Consider the following 17,372-nt stretch of genomic DNA (forward strand, 5'->3'; position numbering starts at 1 on the left):
TCTTATAAATATTGAAAAACATAATATATGCCTAATAATTATAGGTGTATGGGAGAAAGTCTGGCTGACATTGAAATATCTAAAGATGGCGAAATATACTATGTCCGTATGACTTTGCCGAGTGGCGAAGTTGTTAGCATGGAGAATGAAAACTTTGAAGAGATACTGGAAGAAATAGCAAACGACCTCCAGGATAGGTATCCAGCATAAATGCGGGGATGGCCCAGTGGTACGGCGGCAGCCTGCTAAGCTGTTTCTCGAAATGAGAGCATGGGTTCAAATCCCATTCCCCGCGTTCTAATTATATTATTTTACATTAATTGATTGAAGTATTTTTTATATATTATAGCTAAAAATTATTTGATCCTTCGGGTGCTCAATTATAATTTATAACAACTAATATAGTTAACTTGCATACTCTCATATCACTTGAATATTTCGTGGTGTTTCATCAATTATATGCAGTATTGGGATACTAGCAAAATTAGAGCCCTCTACTGGAATTTGATGTTTTATATTCCGCCTATTAGAAAACACACCATTCCATAGATCATAGCTACCTTCGAAACTTTTTCACCGCGGGATATATTAGCTTTCAAGTACCATATGGTAATGGCAAATAGGAGATCGTCTAATACCACTGCATAAAGATAGTAAATTGAGAGCACATGGAAATAATATGGCAGGACAGATACTGAAATTGTTATGACTACAAAAATAGCTGATACAATTTTTGCCTTGCCAATTCCGTATTTTTTAGGGAACGTAACCCTATCAACATCCCCATTTATATCTTCTATATCTTTCATTATTTCTCTGGACATATTGGAGAAAAAGGCAAGTAGAAAGAGAAGGAGCATTTTTGATATAGTGCCGGTGATAAAACCTCCGTATAGAAAAATCATACCTATAAGCAGGCTTACTGTAAGATTTCCTGGTAAACCAATTTTTTTAGTTTTAAATTCATAGCTGACAAGCAACAATTCAGCTATTACAACCACCAAACTTATAAAAAGAGATATAAAAGTAGATACTATGAATGCAATAATAAAAAATGAGATAGCTAAATAGTATGCTGCTTTTTTTGTTATGGTTCCTGAAGGCAACGGCCTGTCCGGATGGTTATATTTATCTGTTTCCACATCACTGATATCATTTATTATATTTCCGCCTGCTGTTACAAGGAACACGCTTATTGCCCCAAGTGTTAGTGGTATGATAAATTCAGCAATGTGCAAGTTAACGGCAATAAATCCTACTATGTATATGGAGAAGAATCCCATGAATCCGTTTACCGGGCGTGTAATTTTAATCCACTTATTCATTTAGAGACTGATATTTACATAGATATTATATTTTTGTCCTGTTTGAAAGTTGAAAATATTATTTTTCTCGACCAATTTGCATATATTTATATATTCTGATTCGCATAATCATTTATGGATGTTTCGGGATATATAATATTAGCTATTGCTTTAATCGATGGATTACTTTTCGGGCTTGCTATTAAAAAGGGAATTGTTTCAGCTATCTTGCTCATAATAGCATTTGTGCTGGCAAGTTATGCCGGGCTTTCATTCGTACCCAACGTTTCATTCAGCAAGATATACACATATGCAAAGACATTTTTCATTGACAATATAAGCAAGGCTCCAGGGTTAGTAAGCCTTGGGCATGTTGGATCAATTACGCTTGTGCTTGTATTATTCCTGGTAGGCCTTGGTGTTGGAATCTGGAAAGGATAAAAATACCGGAAAATAATTAAATTAATAATTTATTTATAACTTTTTAAAATTTCTGGAAATGAATCCAGATAGAAATAATTAGTATTAAAATGCCCATTCGGGTATTCCTTATAATAATGGTCAATTTTATTTCTTTTTAATATTTCATGTATCATATTCATTCCGATATTTATTTTGTACTCGTCCCTATTGCCAGTCTGCAATATTATTTTCTTGCCTTTTAGCTTTTCCACTTCACTGGAAAGCCTGTTGACAGGGTCGAATTCCAGCCATTTATTCCATACTTCTGGAAGTATTTCACCTGTGTCTATTGAAAATGGGAGCTGTATATTTTTCCCATCTGGAGAATAGGAAGCGGCCATTGCCACGACATTGTATGCCTCCAGTTCATCCTGGCTGTGTACCATTTGCTGGCGATATGATTCAATAAAGCCCTCCAGCGTTTTTCCTTTCATTGCAAGGTATGCAGTTGAAAAATCCGGTAGATAACAGTATGGAAAATATGAATCGCCCGATATGTCTATAAATCCTTTGAAGCTCTCCGGGTAATCCAGGGTGATAGAAATTGAGCCGAATCCCCCTGATGACTTCCCGAATAGATAAATGTCACGATTTCCATATAATCTGTGTATATAATCTACCAGATCACGGGCAATAAAACTTTTATAGTTTCCAATTGCAGTTGAATCTACAAACTGATTTCCCCCAAATTTTGTCATGGTATCTGGCAGGACAATAATGTAGCCATATTCCCTATCCAGCCTGTCAAGGAGATCTGTGAAATCGAAGGATGTATAACTTTTATTAAGAAAACTGTTCCCTGAGCCAAAAAATCCTGGAAGTCCTATAAATACCGGTGTACTGGATTTTACATTGTTCTCTATCTTTATTATTTCCCTGTTGTATTCATCCCCGAGAGGATTGCCTTTCAGAGATTCTGCCACCAATTTGTCTATAATAATTTCATGCATACCGGTCAATGTTTCAGACATATAAAGATTTGAGCTTGAGTTTTTAATTAATGGCATAGCGAACAATCATACCAAAAGTTTATTTGCCATTATATTTATCTATTCAGTGGAGGTGCTTCAATGGTCAGTTTCATGACGCGTTATGACGATGACGACGATGATGATGGGGACGAGGATGAAGACGACGAGTAATATTGCTGTCTAGAATTGTTTCCTGTAAATGCTTTTTATCTGTTTTTGATTTTTTATTTAATGCTGTAGATTAACATTATATAGCCAGTACATATAATTATTCATGAATATAGTGGTTATTGGCGGAGGTGCAGCAGGAATGTCAGCAGCATCCAAAGCAAGGAGGATGGACAAAACTGCCCGCATAACTGTAATTGAACAGACTGGATATGTATCCTATGCTGAATGTGGAATGCCATATTATCTTTCAGGGTATTTTGAGGATTCTGGTGAACTTCTTCATTACCCTTTAAGTGAATTTACTGAACATAGAAACCTGGAAATAATAACAGGGGTGAAAGTTGAATTTATAAATCCTGGTGAAAAATATGTATTCGCAGGGAACAAAAAGTTTCCATACGATAAACTGGTTATAGCTACCGGGGCAGAACCACGGATACCTGATGAATTCAAAGGGTATGCATATGCCCTGAGAAATATGGATGACGCAATAGGCATAAAGGAAAAGATAAAAGGGCTGGACAATGTAACTATAATAGGTGCAGGTGTCCTGGGTACCGAACTGTTCTCACTGCTTTCGCATAAATTCAAAGTAAAGTTAATTTCCAAACATGAATACGTACTCCCGCATATGGATACTGATATGGGGAATGTACTCACTTCCATAGTGAATGAAAGTGGAAATGAGATTGAATATAACTCTGTTCCATCAGCAATATCAGGAACACCGGGCAATTATCAGGTAACTACCGGGAATGGGTCATTCAATACACAGATTGTAATTTTTGCTACTGGAATTAAACCATCAACAGAACTTGCAAAGAAAGCTGGATTGGAGCTGACTGCAGATGGGCTCATCAAGGTAAATGACTTTTTGCAAACTTCGAATCCGGATATTTACGCTGCCGGCGATAATGTAGCAACAAAAAATATTGTTACCGGGTCATATGGATATTATCCACTGGCACAGATTGCAAATAAAATGGGAAGGACTATTGGAATTAACATGTTCGGAAATAGCAGGGCGTTTCCTGGAGCGCTAGGGACCACAATAATAAATGTCTTTGGTTACCAGGTCGGATATACCGGAATAAATGAAGCCACCGCAAAGAAAACCGGGATTGATTATGGAAGCGTTTACATAAAAGCAAAGAGCAAATCAAATTATCTGCACGGCTCCGATATATTCCTGAAAATTATTTATAATAAAAAAACAGAAGAAATTATGGGTGGGCAGATTATTGGCAAAGACAATGCTGCATGGAGGTTAAATGTAATAGCAACAGCCATATCCGGCCACATGAATCTATATGATCTGTTGTATAATGATCTTGGATATGAACCGGAGTACGGCCCTGTATGGGACCCGATAATAATTTCAGCAAGCCTTGCCTTAGATAAAGAGAATAAAAAGGTATGAAAAAACTATCATCAGTATAACGAGTGCAGCCATTCCAAGAATTGCGCGGAATATCTTTTTGTTATATATTACAAAAAGAAAAAAATTTACAATTTCACGCATTTTTAACTTTGATTTTCCCTGTGTCCTCTTGACAAATACAACAGGATATTCAGTAATTTTAAATCCATTGTGTGCCAGCCTGCTTACTATATCAACCTGGCCAACGTAACCATTTTCTATATCTACCTGCTTCCCAAGGTAATCACATGCCTTTCTGCTGTATACCCTGAATCCGGATGTACAGTCATTCAGATTTATATCAAATGATATCCGGAATAGCATATTGGCGATCCTGCTTATGATTTTACGGATAAATTCATCATTTGTTATACCCTTATCTGTGTATCTAGACCCTATAACCAGATCTGAAGAAGTTCTTATAGCCTGATCTATCAGCCCGGGTACATCTTCAGGCCGATGGGAAAGGTCAGCGTCCATTACCACAACATACTCGGTGCCACTTAACCGCATTCCGTCTATTTCTGCGCTTATAAGCCCCAGCCTGCCACCCCTGAAAAGGAAATGCACATCAGGATATTTTTTAACCAGGTCTGCTGTGCCATCTGTTGATTGGTCATCTATGATATATATTGATGAAATGTTGTCATCTGCAAGAGCAGGTATTAGCCTGTTTAAATTTTCTTTTTCATTCAGGGCAGGAATTACAACAGAGGCATTATATTGCATATATAAACGGAATAGTATTTTTCCTATTAAAATATTGCAGTGTATGTGTAACCATGATAAAAAGGTGGATATCAGGAAGCTACTCGACCTTAAATGTTGAAAGGAGAGATATTTTATGCACTCCTCTGCGCAGGGAACTGGATACGGCCGAAAATTCTATTGTGGCACTATCCAGGACGGACCTATATACTTTATAATCAGGCAAGTTAACAGAGGTTAGTTGCCCTATAACACATGCTGGTATGCGATTATAAATGGTATTTATCCGGATAAAACAACCCGGGCAGAATTATTTAGTATTATTTTTTTCTGCGGTTAACTGGAATTTTTCGAGCCTTATATCTTCTATCCTTGTTAACCTTCCTCCAACTGTAAATACCCTTTCATCGGTTTCTATAAGGAAAGAATTTTTGTATCCAGGTATTACATCTGTTCCCTTTACGTTACCGCTAATATCAATTTCACCGTTCTGGGTTTCTCCTATTACCCTCCCGGTTAATTTATATCCATTGTTCATGAATACATTTATTGCCTCACAGGATATCCATGAAGTCTTAAATTCCCATTTTTGTCTAATCTGGAACTTTGATATGTAAATTGACGGTTTCCATACAATATTGTAGTAATAATAATTAATGATGTGTATCATTTCCTGTTCCTGGAAATCAAGTGCGTATTTTGCCCGAGCACTTACATTGTCCACATAAACTATTGCCTCATCTCTATCCTTTATCATGATTTCCGGTGAAATTCCTGGCCTCCTTTTTATAACAACCCTGTTAACAAGTTCACTTATATCATAACGGTCAGAATCAGGGAATATTGTAAGTATTACAGAAATGCCTCTATCGGCTGCATCCAGTATATACCTATCAAGGTATTTTAAAAGCGGGAGCCGTAAAGAAAGTATTATTTCTGTTTCTGCATTAATTACCATATTTTTCATCTGTTCCCGGATTAAATTTGTATTGTCTAAATACCATAAATATGGATTATATTTGGTCATTTCCGGTTCTGAAACTTTTACATATTCTGTCAATTCGTCCTTGTATGCTGTCATATCCTCTATTATTTTATTAAGTGCGATATCAACTGGAACTGCCCTGTATATTTTTTTCTTTCCAGGGCTTATTTCAATTAATCCTTTATTTAAAAGATTGTTAAAAAGATCATAAACTCTCGGTTGTGGAACGCCAGCGGTCGATACTATAGATGTGGATGTCTGAGGCCCATTCAACAACAGTGTCTTATAAACCTTTATCTCATATGGCGATAGGCCAAATTTCGATAATTTGCTAAATAATTCATCACCGGTCATATACGTTTATTGTAATTATCTAAATAAATATTTATATTGAAAAATAAAAAATTATAATTTTCCTATATCTCTTACTACATTTATATCCAGCGGAGATTCTCCTGGAGTCCAGTCTGCTGGTATTGCACACATATGGCCTTCCCCTTCCGGTGTGTCGTGAAGTACTTTCAGGCCCATAAATGCGCCATAGATATGCCTGACATCCTTTCCAAGGCCATCATTGAACATGGCTTCATACTGGATTTTTCCTTCAGGGTCAATAATGACAAGCCCCCTCTGTGCCTGGTATCCCTTTGAATCAAGGAATCCGTAGTTTTTCGCGATCTCCTTTGTATAGTCATCAATCAGGGGTATTTTGCTCTTGCTTACCCTTGGAGATGTATCACACCATGCCTTATGTGAAAACACTGAATCCTCGCTAATTCCAAATACCTGTGCCCCTTCCTTAAGGAATTTATCGTATGACCCCATAAGAGCCTCAATATCTGTTGCACAGACAAATGTGAAATCTCCCGGATAAAAGGTCAGTATAACCCACTTGCCTCTATAATCAGACAATTTAATCTTCTTTATCTCTTTCTTTTCCGGAAAGTAAGTTTCCGTGTCAAATTCAGGTGCTGCTTCTCCTATCTGTAACATATTTATCGATATTGGATAATTATATCTTATATTAATTTAATCCTTATAAATAAAATATAAATAAAATGTTGGCGGCCCAATTTTACCTTATCATAATGCAGGTTAATATATGGATAATTCCGACTATACAGATTGAGGTAATCCTTACTGTGGTGGAAAGAAAAGAATTACCCGGTATCCCTGAATAATAATATTCTTTATATGTGGAATTTTCCGGCAGAATTCAAATTTAAATGCAATCCATGGGCTTTGTGGAAAGTGGTGATATTGCATCGACAGACATGAGGAAAGCAGTGGGATCAAACAGCTGAGCCCAACAATTCAGGTGAGTAGGGGTTGCCATCCATTAAGTGTGTATTTATTGGCGCTGGAAATATTTCCAGGCATTGGAAAGTACCCCACTTAATTAATTTAAATTCATGCATATAATTAGATACAACATGTATTAGGATAAAAAAACTTAATTAGATATACATAATTCCTATTTATGAACTTCAAGAATAACGAGGAAGATTACATTAAAACAATTTTTTCATTATGCGAAGCATTCGGCAGTGCCAATGAAAATATGGTAAGCAAGGATCTTGGAGTATCTATGGCTACTGTGTCTGAATATCTTTCAAAACTTGAAGGGAAAGAACTGATAACCAGGAACAACAGAGATATATACCTGACAAAGCAGGGTTACTCAATGGCTATACCGGTAATCAGAAAACACCGGGTCTCTGAGGTGTTCGCAGTAAAAATGCTAGAAGTCCCATGGGAATACTCACATTCTGCAGTTATGGATATAGAACATACAATAGAAGACAAATATTTTGATACGTTCTCCAAAAACCTTGGAAATCCACTTACCTGCCCGCACGGCAATATGATATATTTTAACCATGAAGTAAAAGATATTAATGCTTTAACAGCTAATTCAGGTAAATATAAATTAAATAGAATTGTTTATGAAAATACAGATATATTGAAAAAATTAGCCGACCTCGGTATGTACCCGGGAACGCCTGTAGAGATTTTTCCAGACAATGCCTCAGTAATATCAAATGAAAATGGTGAATTAAAGTTGCCTATTTTATGGGGCAAGACTATCAGGCTTATTAAATAGTTATAGGATTATAATGCATATAAGATAATAAATAGGATTTATTTATGTTGCAGCTAAATTTTACGGAGGAGTTTTTTTGGGCTTTACCGGTTTTTTAGTAGACATAGAACGTTTTTTTACTGTTATATTGTTTTCCAGAAGAAAACGGTATTTTTCCAGCAATCCCTTAAAATTATCATTTGCTGCATTCAATAATTCCATAGTTTCTCTCAGGCTTTTTTCTTTGATCTCGTATGTTTTTAAATCATGGTTTAACTCGTAATTATGAAGATCCAGTTCTTCTATGAGTGAGTTTTTATCCTTAATTTCTTTCTGAAGTGACTTAATTTGTGCGGACTGTTCCCTACCAGTAGACGATAGTTCATTAATAGCTTTCTGGCTCTGTGAATCTTTAGATTCAAGCTCGGAAATATACTTTTGTAGCCGGTCAATTTTCTGCTTTAATTCTGATGAAATTTTCTGGCTGGAAGCAGTAGTATTTTCCATATCTTCCTGAATCTTACCATTTTCAATTTTTAGTTTTTCTAGTTCCTCTTCCAGAGTTTCTATTTTTTCTACAGTGCTTTCCAGCCTGGTATTTTTATCTTCCAATTCATGCTGAATATCCTCATTCTGCTTCTTAAAGGATTCAAGTGCCTCGTTGGTGTCAAGAAGGGAACTTTTAAGAGATTCGTTCTGATTTTTTAGATCGTCTTCCCTTTTCAGGCCTGCTGCTATTTTATTATTAAGTTCATTTATATGAGATGTTAATTCCTGATTTTCAGCCTGGACAGCTTCAAGATTTGCATGCATTGTCTGTAGTTGCTCCTGAAAATCTTCCAGTTGTTTTTTTGCATTAACCATGTAGCATTATGTGATATTCAATATATAATTATTTGTATTAAATTTGTATAGATACATTCGCCGTTAACTCCCGGTATACACTAAAAATAGCATCGTGTTGAATATACATAATACAGTTAGCCTGTGTTTTCTTATCACAGTTATGGCAAGGATATAACCACAGAGTTACATTCAGAAAATTTAAGTACCAAAGAGATAATAACTTCTAAAGTTTGGTATACAAATAATTTCGGGCAATGTGCGATCTAATATTAAGTTTACAAGCTTTGACTGTACAGGAGTTAATAATTTCCGGTGAGGGATTTCAGTATGGATAACAAAAATTATAACAGGATAAAAATAGCGGGTCTGGGAATATCAGGAATATATCTTTACAGGAGATTAAAAGATGAGGGGTTTGACGTATGCGCCTTTGATCCTAAAAAAAGAGGGTATTACATCCCATGTGGCTACGCTACGAATGAATTTAACATATCCAGATACATGTCAAAGATTAATATTGAATTTTCAGACTACGTGTTAAGCCGGGCAGATGATATTACATTTTCTGGAAACAAATTTGATGGCAGAATCCTGAAATCCAGTGGTTTGTGCACATTCGATAAAAACAGGCTTGAGGAAAACGCTGCCGCCGGTATTCCAATGTCACCTATACGGCAGGAAGAAGGTGATTTAATAATTGATGCCACAGGGATTTCACGGGCATATATAGGGCCATCGGCCGGTGATTTGCAATATAGAACGCTCGAATATCTTACTACATATTCTGATTATAAAGATTTTTATTTTTATTTCCTTCCAGAAGGAAGGGGGTATTTCTGGAGTTTTCCACTGGGCAAAGAGTTCCATATAGGTGTCGGGTCACTTTCCAGTGAAGATTTCTCACTGGTGAGAAAATACAGAAAAATAAAGATCGCTACTAGGAATATCAGGATGGCTCCACTGTTTAATAATATGGGAAAGGAAAATATAATAGGCATAGGGGAAGCTATTGGAACTGTGTCGCCTATTACCGGAGAGGGAATAGTGCCTTCACTTGAAAGCGCCGAGATACTATTTAATTGCCTGAAGGCCGGAGACGTTACCGGCATACTGGCAGAATACCGGAAGCTGATTAATCAGAAATTTGGATATTACAACAAACTTGCATCGGTGGTTATGAATATACAGAGGGGAAATATAATGAAACCAGGAAATTTGCTTGCTTTAAAAGATATTAAGAAAACAATAAATGAATTTGGAATTAAACTTGAAATAATGCCATTTCTAAGGCATTTCCTCAGCTAAAAATGGATTTTTAGTGGTTAAAATTATATTAATTTGTGGAGAAACTCAACTATACGGTCATTGAATCCTTTACTATCGTCCAGATAGCAGGCATGTTGCCTTCCTATATTAGAAAATTCAGCTGATGGATTATAGCGCATGAGCATTTCATAGTTACCCGGCACAGATATTGCGTCGTTCTTCCCCCAGATTAAAAGCATTGGCTTGCCTTCAAGTTTGCTCAAATCAGGTTCGAAATCAGATATCCCCACGGCACCTACGAGAATCATTGCCTTAACTTTGTCTGGATACTTTGTTGCGAATCCTGTCACAGCCTCTCCACCCATTGAAGCACCCAATATAACAACAGGTTCAAGCTTGAGGGCATCTATGAAACTTGAAATAAAAGTATACATATCTATGGAAAGGTTTTCAGACTTTCCATATCCAGGAAAATCAAGAGAAATCGCATGGAAACCTGAATCTACGACCGCCTGTATAGTTTCAGTTTCTTCATATGTCCTTGCATTAAACCTGGCTCCATGGCAGAAAATAAATGGCAAACCTTTTCCATCTTCTATATAGTGTATTTTCGCATCATTGATATTAACAAATTTATCTTCTAACATAATTGAACATGCTTTCGTATTAGTTAAAATTTTGGATTCCCCTATTTAAAGAGCCTATTAAAACGTATTTTCATATAAGTATCAATAAACTATTATAATATAATTATAGTATATAAATATTTTGTATTATTGTATTTAATATAAAATTCATATCAAGTAATTTACAAACAGTTCAAAATGTGTAATTTTAACTCATAATATTTGCATAATATTATAGTACAACTTTCATTTTTGAAACTTTTACTATATTTAATCAACGTTGATTGACGAAAAATTGCTATTATTATAGGTAGTAGTTAAATATCAAGAAAAAATATTTAGCCAATGACAGATAGAACTAGTGCTAGAATTCTGTGGTTTAGTGAGATATCAAAAGAAGATTTACCTCTTGTAGGCGGGAAATCTGCTAATCTGGGAGAAATGGTTAAAATGAAAACGGTGCCTGTACCCAACGGGTTTTCCACCACCAGTTATGCTTATAAAGAATTTATTATAGAAAATGACCTGGACGATAAAATTATTAATATAATAAAACACACCGATATAGAAAATTCCAGAAAACTCAAAGAAGCAAGTGAAGAAATAAGGCAGCTATTCCTCAATGCCCATTTCAACGCTAGCCTCGGGAAAGAAATCAGGGAATATTACCGCAAACTTATTGAAAAAGAAAAAAACGTATACGTTGCAGTTAGATCATCTGCTACATCAGAGGACCTACCAGATGCAAGCTTTGCAGGGGAACAGGATACCTATCTGAATATACACGGCGAAGATGATGTGGTACAGAATATAAAGGCCTGTTATGCAAGCCTTTTCAGCCCGCGGGCTATATATTACAGGGAAAAGAAAAATTTCGGGCATTTCAATATATATCTTGCTGTGGCAGTACAGAAACAATTATTTTCTGAGGTATCCGGGGTTATGTTTACAGTTGATGTGTCTACAGGAGACAATTCCAAAATAATTATTGAATCCAGTTATGGCCTGGGTGAATATATAGTGGGCGGTGTTGTTACGCCCGACACATATTATGTTGACAAGTCAACAATGAAAATTACAAACAAGATAATAACAAACAAAAATAAAATGTTAAAATGCCTGGAGACAGGCGGAACCGAGGAACTGGTGGTTGAGAAAGAAATGGCGAATAAACAATCGCTTTCAGATGAAGAAGTCATCCACCTGGCAAATTATGGGCTCCAGCTGGAGAAGCATTATGGAAACAGCATGGATGTTGAATGGGCGAAGGATTCTTTTGATCATAAAATATATATTCTACAGGCTAGATTTGAAACTGTATGGAATGGAAACAGAGTTGGTGAAGATAAAATGCAACAGGAAAAAGAAGCAAATGAGAATGAGGTTATTTTAAAAGGTTTGCCTGCATCGCCGGGAAAGGTGGCTGGAGTGGCCAAAGTTTTGCTCTCAGTTGAGGAAATGGATAAATTTAAGGAAGGAGACATACTGGTAACAAAAATGACTGCCCCTGACTGGGTCCCTATAATGGGCAAAGCAAAAGCTATAGTAACCGATGAGGGCGGACTCACATGCCATGCGGCAATAATTTCCAGGGAACTTGGAGTGCCATGCATTGTCGGTACATCATCCTATGGAAAAAAGGCAACAGAAGTACTGAAAGATGGGGAAACCATTACAATTGATGCTAAAAACGGCCTCATATACCTTGGAGGCATCACCACTGGAACGGAAGAAAAAACTCCGGAACAGAATGTTTCCTACGAAAGTGACATTATAACAGGTACCAAAGTTCTTGTTAATATGGGTGAACCACAACTTTCGGAAAAAGTTTCCAAGCTTCCATCAGATGGGATAGGCCTTATGAGGGAAGAATTCATATGGGCAGAAATAGGTGAACATCCGCTCTCATTGATAAAAAATGGCAGGGGCGAATACTTTGTAGACCGGTTATCATCTGAACTGGCAAAGGTTTGCAGGGATTTTGCACCGAGGCCTGTAGTATTGAGATTTTCTGACTTTAAATCTGATGAATACAAAAGCCTGAAAGGAGGAAAAGAATTTGAACCTGAGGAGGACAATCCACTCCTGGGATGGAGGGGGGCTTCAAGGTATTATGATGATCGCTACAAGGAGGCTTTCAAACTTGAACTGCAGGGCATAAAGAAAGCAAGGGACGATTACCTCCTGAAAAACCTATGGGTTATGATACCTTTCACCAGAACAGTTGAGGAGTTAAAAAGGGTAGTCAAGATAATGGAAGATAATGGACTTGAAAGGACAAAGGATTTCAAACTGTTCCTTATGGCAGAAATACCGAGCAATATTTTATTAGCAGACAAATTCAACCAGTATGTTGATGGATATTCAATAGGTTCCAATGACCTTACCATGCTTCTTCTGGGTTCAGACAGGAATAATGGAAAGATGAGCTCCATGTTCGATGAACGTGACCTTGCCATTAAAAGGGCAATCAGGTATCTGATAAAAATAGCCCACAGGGATGGCAAAATAGTATCAATATGCGGGCAGGCACCATCACAGTATGATGAAATAGTGGACTTTCTTGTCAGGTCCGGAATAGATGATATATCAGTTAATCCTGATGCTGTTACACATGTCAGGAAGATGGTTGCATCTGTAGAAAAGAGGATTCAACTGGAAGCAGCCCTGGGGAAGGTTTACTCTGACCCTGATTGGGATCTTCCATAATCAGTTGAATATATTTTTTTCTTCCAATTTATAATTTTTTGAAAAAATATACGCATTGTTAACTTTGTCAAAATTAATCAAAACATAGCCTGCGGAAAAAACCTCATGAAATTTAGACCTCAACATTAATTTAGTCTGCACAGCTTTATTAAGGTCATTCTTTTTAAATTCATAAAAATCCCTGATTATTTTTATCCCGATAACATCGCCTGCAGGTTTTTCTGTAAACTCCATATTGTACCCATCAACCTGATTAATAAATAGAGGATTGTTGAACTCAACGTTATAATTTTCCCTGATGTGCCATTCGGCAACAAGCCTGTCGGTTGGAAGGCCTTTATTAATCCCATCGTTCATCACACCGTAAAAATTGTCCAGATAATTGCGTGACACTGCACCGAGTTTGCCTATATTGAAATAGCCGTTCAGGCTCATCACAGGATCAAAGGTCCATGCTATCATTCTGTATCCATAGTCCAGTGCCAGCTCTTTCTGTTTCATTTTCATCAAGTACCCGGCACCGGAGTATTTCTTCTGGTCAATTACACCGGTCATGTGTGAATACAGGTATGTGTAATTATTTTTATATCCTGGATATGAAAAACTCATGCCAATTAATTTGTCCTCATCCCACGCGCCCAGAACAAATCCACCATGGTATGCCATTGAGTGTATTGTATCCTTAAAACCGGATAATGCAGAATCACTATGCCAGGCAGATTTTATAATTTCCATAAAATTTTCTATTTCTGACGAATTTTCAACACGCCGGACTTCCATGCAACCTTATTGCGAACTAAATTTAAATTTAACTGGCCCATTTACCGTCAAGTTGTGGCAATATATATCGTCTAAGCCGGATAACACTGTTTTAAAATAGTAATCAGATATTTTTCATGCATAAGTTCAGGTTGGAATCAACGTTAAATTCATTAATATAGTATACACTGCTTTATGCTGAAACTTATCCACATATGCCAGATACTGAATAATTCTCATCGAAACCCTGTAATTTCAGGAAAATAATGCTGCTTGAACGCCAGAAAAATAAATAAAAAACTTATTTATATACATGTGCAATTACAGGTCATGTCAATAAAGAACAAAGAAATTTTAGTTACCGGGGGAGCTGGATTTATAGGATCAAACCTGGTAAATACATTATCAAAGGACAACCATGTATATGCACTGGATGATCTTCAAACAGGGTCAATGCATAATCTTAAAGATTCTATGGACAGAATAGAATTTATTAAAGACCGGGTAAAGAATATAAATGATTATGAGATAAATCCTGATTATATTTTCCATATAGGCATATACTCCTCTTCCCCAATGTATAAAAATAATCCACATCTAATAGCAAATGCCATAGATGATCTTATTACTGTACTTGAATATGCAAAAAAGAATAAATCTAAAATAGTTTATGCTTCAACTTCTTCCATATATAATGGAATAGAGGAACAGAAAGAAGATGTAATACCGAAGGTATCAGATTATTATACAGAAGCCAGAATAGCTATGGAAAGAATAGCCAACCTTTACTGCAATCTATATGGCATGGATGTCTCAGGGATGAGATTTTTCTCGGTGTATGGGTATAATGAAAGATCCAAAAAAATCTATGCGAACCTGGTTTCCCAGTTCCTATGGGCAATGCATGACAACATTGCACCTGTATTATACGGTGATGGGGAACAGAAAAGAGATTTTGTCTTTGTTGAAGACCTTGTCAAAGCACTCATGCTTGCTGCCGAAAATAATAAAAAATTCAATGTGTACAATGTGGGAACGGGTAAAAATTATACACTTAATGAACTGGTAAAAATACTTAACAAACATCTGGGAAAAGACATAAAGCCCGAATATATCGAAAATCCCATGAAAGACACATATGTTTACTATACCCTTGCTGATATTAAAAAAACAGAGCAGAAAATAGGCTTCAAAGCCAGCATTTCCCTCGATGAGGGAATAGATAAACTCATAAAATATTATAATTATTGATTTTAAAAATATTCTGGTTTAGCAGAAAAGCAGGGATACTTTTTAATAATATTTTTTCATTAATAATATGATGTCAGTATCTCCAAGAAAAGGCATGTTTATTCCAAAAAGAGCAACATTTGTTCGCAAAAGAAAACATTCATCTAGAGAAAGGTTTGAACCGGGATACTTAACCAAAGAAAAACAGAAAATGAAGGCGGAAAAGGACAATATTACGAACCTCAGGAAGGCCCTGAATAAATGTGGGGCGAGGATGGATTGTGCCAGAAAAGCCATAAAAAGAAGCAGGATATGCAGGCATAACTTCGAAGAAATAGAATCAGGATATCATAAAGTAATAAGGGTATACCTTAGAAATGGCGGATATATACATCTGGAAAATGACCGGTGGATATACCATAAAAAGGAATAATTAACCGACAAAATTCCTTATTTTCTTTAACAAGGATATAAATTCCTCCTTCCTGAGCAGCCCGGTATTTACATTCCTGGGACTGGGATGGTAGGAACAGTACAGGCGCACACCCCCAATATTGTAGTATTTTCCATGAATAAATTTAATGCCACGAGTATTAATTTGATGGGCTCTAAAGAATTTTAATGTGGAATCAAAGGCGATCTTTCCCAGGCACAGTATGGCTTTAAGATTTTCCATCTGTTCAATTTCTTTTTCAAAAAATCCACTGCAATTGTTAAGTTCTTCTTTTTCGGGCTTATTGTCCGGTGGTGCGCATTTCAATGCCAGGGTAATGTAAGTATCTATATACTTCAGCCCATCGTCCTTCCGCTCTGATGTTGGCATATTGGCAAGCCCGGCAGCATATAGGGAAGAAATAAGGAAATCTGAACTTTTGTCCCCTGTGAAAATCCTTCCCGTCCTGTTTCCCCCATCAAACGCAGGTGCAAGCCCGACAATAAGAATCCTGCTTCCTATACTGCCATAACCTGTTATTGGCTTATTCCAGTATGTTTCCCCTGCAAATCCTGCCCGGGGGCTTCTGCTACTCCGGTATTCAACTAGCCGTGTACATTTTCTGCAGGAAACAATTTCACGGTTTAATTTTTCTATATTCATTTCAGGCTGTGCCCTCCGTCTACTGGTATTATTGCGCCATTAATCCATGATGATTTTCCCTCTACAAGGAAATCTATAAGATCGGATATATCCTCAGGTGGTGTTTCCAGATCTCCGTATTTTCTCATTTTTGAATAATTTCTTCCAATTTCAAAGTTTTGCTTTATGTATTCCGGGGCGACAACGTTTACCCTTATGCCTTTTTCAAGAAGCTCGGCCGCCATTATCTTTGCTGACTTCTCCAGTGCATATTTTGATATTGAATATGACAGGAGATTGGTCTTATTTTTTATGGAGATTGAAGAATTGCTAACAAAAATTATTGAAGAGCCGTATACCATATGTTCCAGAGCGTATTTAGACAGATATAGTGGAATTTTCAGATGGTTTGTGATCATACTTTCAAGCCCATCCAGGTTCTCAATGCTATCTTCTATAAAGCCACCCACCATTACAATCAACGAATCAATATGTTTTATTGATTCTGCAGCTTTCACTACCAGATTTTTGCAACTTCCTTCATCCTTCAATTCCATGGCTATATAATCAATTTTTCCGTAAATTGAAAATTCAGAAACGATTTCTTTTAGCTTGCCGGCATCCCGGGAATTAATTATCACGCGGTTATTTTGAAGAAGTAGATCGTAACTCAATGATTTCCCTAATTCTCCGGTTCCTGCAATAAGTATATTTTTTCCAGACATATGGATACCATTAGCTACCATCTAAAATATAT

General features: G+C 36.5%; 19 protein-coding genes and 1 tRNA gene. 10 read left to right on the forward strand and 10 right to left on the reverse strand.

The genetic code is table 11. The features are described 5' to 3' along the window. Positions 1–48 precede the first annotated feature (48 nt). The gene (locus tag FACI_RS10180; protein WP_009886324.1) at positions 49–210 is read left to right on the forward strand and encodes a hypothetical protein; all 162 of its coding nucleotides are present in this window, start codon (positions 49–51) and stop codon (positions 208–210) included. 2 nt (positions 211–212) lie between these two features. Beyond that, positions 213–295, forward strand: a tRNA-Ser gene (locus tag FACI_RS01495). A gap of 217 nt (positions 296–512) precedes the next feature. Here the strand turns inward: FACI_RS01495 and FACI_RS01500 are convergent. After that, a complete protein-coding gene (locus tag FACI_RS01500) occupies positions 513–1,325 on the reverse strand; it encodes a UbiA family prenyltransferase (protein WP_009886325.1) in 813 nt (270 codons plus the stop codon). A 114-nt stretch (positions 1,326–1,439) separates the two neighbouring features. Between FACI_RS01500 and FACI_RS01505 the strand changes: the two genes are divergently transcribed. Further along, the gene (locus tag FACI_RS01505; RefSeq protein ID WP_009886326.1) at positions 1,440–1,745 is read left to right on the forward strand and encodes a hypothetical protein; all 306 of its coding nucleotides are present in this window, start codon (positions 1,440–1,442) and stop codon (positions 1,743–1,745) included. A 29-nt stretch (positions 1,746–1,774) separates the two neighbouring features. On the opposite strand, the gene FACI_RS01510 is transcribed toward FACI_RS01505, so the two are convergent. Next, the gene (locus FACI_RS01510; RefSeq protein ID WP_048074121.1) at positions 1,775–2,716 is read right to left on the reverse strand and encodes an alpha/beta hydrolase-fold protein; all 942 of its coding nucleotides are present in this window, start codon (positions 2,714–2,716) and stop codon (positions 1,775–1,777) included. 295 nt (positions 2,717–3,011) lie between these two features. Between FACI_RS01510 and FACI_RS01515 the strand changes: the two genes are divergently transcribed. Beyond that, entirely contained in the window at positions 3,012–4,328 is a 1,317-nt protein-coding gene (locus FACI_RS01515; RefSeq protein ID WP_009886328.1) for an FAD-dependent oxidoreductase, read from the forward strand. Here FACI_RS01515 and FACI_RS01520 read toward each other — a convergent pair. Continuing rightward, positions 4,302–5,057 (reverse strand): polyprenol monophosphomannose synthase, encoded by a 756-nt coding sequence (locus FACI_RS01520; RefSeq protein ID WP_009886329.1) that lies wholly within the window; start codon positions 5,055–5,057, stop codon positions 4,302–4,304. The genes FACI_RS01515 and FACI_RS01520 overlap by 27 nt on opposite strands. Positions 5,058–5,110: 53 nt before the next feature. Here FACI_RS01520 and FACI_RS10185 point away from each other — a divergent pair, with 53 nt between their 5' ends. Next, positions 5,111–5,254, forward strand: a complete 144-nt coding sequence (locus FACI_RS10185) for a hypothetical protein (protein ID WP_187288955.1) — start codon at positions 5,111–5,113, stop codon at positions 5,252–5,254. A gap of 92 nt (positions 5,255–5,346) precedes the next feature. Here the strand turns inward: FACI_RS10185 and FACI_RS01525 are convergent, their stop codons facing one another. Continuing rightward, positions 5,347–6,375 carry a TrmB family transcriptional regulator gene (locus FACI_RS01525; RefSeq protein ID WP_009886330.1) on the reverse strand — a complete coding sequence of 343 codons (1,029 nt, stop codon included), beginning with the start codon at positions 6,373–6,375 and terminating at the stop codon, positions 5,347–5,349. A 51-nt stretch (positions 6,376–6,426) separates the two neighbouring features. Then, positions 6,427–7,014, reverse strand: a complete 588-nt coding sequence (locus FACI_RS01530; protein ID WP_009886331.1) for a peroxiredoxin — start codon at positions 7,012–7,014, stop codon at positions 6,427–6,429. A 487-nt stretch (positions 7,015–7,501) separates the two neighbouring features. Between FACI_RS01530 and FACI_RS01535 the strand changes: the two genes are divergently transcribed. Then, on the forward strand, positions 7,502–8,125 hold the full coding sequence (locus FACI_RS01535) for a metal-dependent transcriptional regulator (protein ID WP_009886332.1): 624 nt from the start codon (positions 7,502–7,504) through the stop codon (positions 8,123–8,125). Between the two features lie 60 nt (positions 8,126–8,185). On the opposite strand, the gene FACI_RS01540 is transcribed toward FACI_RS01535, so the two are convergent. Next, positions 8,186–8,968: a coiled-coil domain-containing protein gene (locus FACI_RS01540; protein ID WP_009886333.1), complete on the reverse strand. Its 783-nt coding sequence runs from the start codon at positions 8,966–8,968 to the stop codon at positions 8,186–8,188. A gap of 309 nt (positions 8,969–9,277) precedes the next feature. Between FACI_RS01540 and FACI_RS01545 the strand changes: the two genes are divergently transcribed. Then, positions 9,278–10,255, forward strand: coding sequence for an NAD(P)/FAD-dependent oxidoreductase (locus FACI_RS01545; RefSeq protein ID WP_009886334.1), 978 nt, complete (start codon positions 9,278–9,280; stop codon positions 10,253–10,255). Between the two features lie 23 nt (positions 10,256–10,278). Here the strand turns inward: FACI_RS01545 and FACI_RS01550 are convergent, their stop codons facing one another. Next, the gene (locus FACI_RS01550) at positions 10,279–10,863 is read right to left on the reverse strand and encodes an alpha/beta fold hydrolase (protein ID WP_009886335.1); all 585 of its coding nucleotides are present in this window, start codon (positions 10,861–10,863) and stop codon (positions 10,279–10,281) included. 324 nt (positions 10,864–11,187) lie between these two features. Here FACI_RS01550 and ppsA point away from each other — a divergent pair, with 324 nt between their 5' ends. After that, positions 11,188–13,551, forward strand: a complete 2,364-nt coding sequence (gene ppsA, locus FACI_RS01555) for a phosphoenolpyruvate synthase (protein WP_009886336.1) — start codon at positions 11,188–11,190, stop codon at positions 13,549–13,551. Here the strand turns inward: ppsA and FACI_RS01560 are convergent, their stop codons facing one another. Then, the gene (locus tag FACI_RS01560; RefSeq protein WP_009886337.1) at positions 13,552–14,331 is read right to left on the reverse strand and encodes a chorismate synthase; all 780 of its coding nucleotides are present in this window, start codon (positions 14,329–14,331) and stop codon (positions 13,552–13,554) included. Between the two features lie 309 nt (positions 14,332–14,640). Between FACI_RS01560 and FACI_RS01565 the strand changes: the two genes are divergently transcribed. Next, complete coding sequence (locus tag FACI_RS01565; RefSeq protein ID WP_009886338.1) at positions 14,641–15,561, forward strand: NAD-dependent epimerase/dehydratase family protein; 921 nt, start codon at positions 14,641–14,643, stop codon at positions 15,559–15,561. 67 nt (positions 15,562–15,628) lie between these two features. Then, positions 15,629–15,973: a hypothetical protein gene (locus FACI_RS01570; protein ID WP_019841360.1), complete on the forward strand. Its 345-nt coding sequence runs from the start codon at positions 15,629–15,631 to the stop codon at positions 15,971–15,973. Here the strand turns inward: FACI_RS01570 and FACI_RS01575 are convergent, their stop codons facing one another. Together FACI_RS01575 and FACI_RS01580 are read right to left on the reverse strand one after the other, a co-directional pair. Next, positions 15,974–16,636 carry a uracil-DNA glycosylase gene (locus FACI_RS01575; RefSeq protein WP_009886340.1) on the reverse strand — a complete coding sequence of 221 codons (663 nt, stop codon included), beginning with the start codon at positions 16,634–16,636 and terminating at the stop codon, positions 15,974–15,976. After that, positions 16,633–17,340, reverse strand: a complete 708-nt coding sequence (locus FACI_RS01580; RefSeq protein ID WP_048074025.1) for an SDR family oxidoreductase — start codon at positions 17,338–17,340, stop codon at positions 16,633–16,635. The genes FACI_RS01575 and FACI_RS01580 overlap by 4 nt, the downstream gene beginning before the upstream one ends. Positions 17,341–17,372 lie beyond the last annotated feature (32 nt).

The sequence above is a fragment of the Ferroplasma acidarmanus Fer1 genome, from assembly GCF_000152265.2.
Classification (GTDB): domain Archaea; phylum Thermoplasmatota; class Thermoplasmata; order Thermoplasmatales; family Thermoplasmataceae; genus Ferroplasma; species Ferroplasma acidiphilum.

Excerpts from the sequence above, each read along its gene's own strand:
- FACI_RS01545 (WP_009886334.1), top strand. The coding sequence starts at position 9,278 with ATGGATAACAAAAATTATAACAGGATAAAAATAGCGGGTCTGGGAATA.
- FACI_RS01500 (WP_009886325.1), bottom strand. The coding sequence starts at position 1,325 with ATGAATAAGTGGATTAAAATTACACGCCCGGTAAACGGATTCATGGGA.
- FACI_RS10180 (WP_009886324.1), top strand. The coding sequence starts at position 49 with ATGGGAGAAAGTCTGGCTGACATTGAAATATCTAAAGATGGCGAAATA.
- FACI_RS01560 (WP_009886337.1), bottom strand. The coding sequence starts at position 14,331 with ATGGAAGTCCGGCGTGTTGAAAATTCGTCAGAAATAGAAAATTTTATG.
- FACI_RS01580 (WP_048074025.1), bottom strand. The coding sequence starts at position 17,340 with ATGTCTGGAAAAAATATACTTATTGCAGGAACCGGAGAATTAGGGAAA.
- FACI_RS01510 (WP_048074121.1), bottom strand. The coding sequence starts at position 2,716 with ATGCATGAAATTATTATAGACAAATTGGTGGCAGAATCTCTGAAAGGC.
- FACI_RS01525 (WP_009886330.1), bottom strand. The coding sequence starts at position 6,375 with ATGACCGGTGATGAATTATTTAGCAAATTATCGAAATTTGGCCTATCG.
- FACI_RS01515 (WP_009886328.1), top strand. The coding sequence starts at position 3,012 with ATGAATATAGTGGTTATTGGCGGAGGTGCAGCAGGAATGTCAGCAGCA.
- FACI_RS01550 (WP_009886335.1), bottom strand. The coding sequence starts at position 10,863 with ATGTTAGAAGATAAATTTGTTAATATCAATGATGCGAAAATACACTAT.
- FACI_RS01540 (WP_009886333.1), bottom strand. The coding sequence starts at position 8,968 with ATGGTTAATGCAAAAAAACAACTGGAAGATTTTCAGGAGCAACTACAG.
- FACI_RS01570 (WP_019841360.1), top strand. The coding sequence starts at position 15,629 with ATGATGTCAGTATCTCCAAGAAAAGGCATGTTTATTCCAAAAAGAGCA.
- FACI_RS01575 (WP_009886340.1), bottom strand. The coding sequence starts at position 16,636 with ATGAATATAGAAAAATTAAACCGTGAAATTGTTTCCTGCAGAAAATGT.
- FACI_RS01535 (WP_009886332.1), top strand. The coding sequence starts at position 7,502 with ATGAACTTCAAGAATAACGAGGAAGATTACATTAAAACAATTTTTTCA.
- FACI_RS01505 (WP_009886326.1), top strand. The coding sequence starts at position 1,440 with ATGGATGTTTCGGGATATATAATATTAGCTATTGCTTTAATCGATGGA.
- FACI_RS01530 (WP_009886331.1), bottom strand. The coding sequence starts at position 7,014 with ATGTTACAGATAGGAGAAGCAGCACCTGAATTTGACACGGAAACTTAC.
- FACI_RS10185 (WP_187288955.1), top strand. The coding sequence starts at position 5,111 with ATGATAAAAAGGTGGATATCAGGAAGCTACTCGACCTTAAATGTTGAA.
- ppsA (WP_009886336.1), top strand. The coding sequence starts at position 11,188 with ATGACAGATAGAACTAGTGCTAGAATTCTGTGGTTTAGTGAGATATCA.
- FACI_RS01520 (WP_009886329.1), bottom strand. The coding sequence starts at position 5,057 with ATGCAATATAATGCCTCTGTTGTAATTCCTGCCCTGAATGAAAAAGAA.
- FACI_RS01565 (WP_009886338.1), top strand. The coding sequence starts at position 14,641 with ATGTCAATAAAGAACAAAGAAATTTTAGTTACCGGGGGAGCTGGATTT.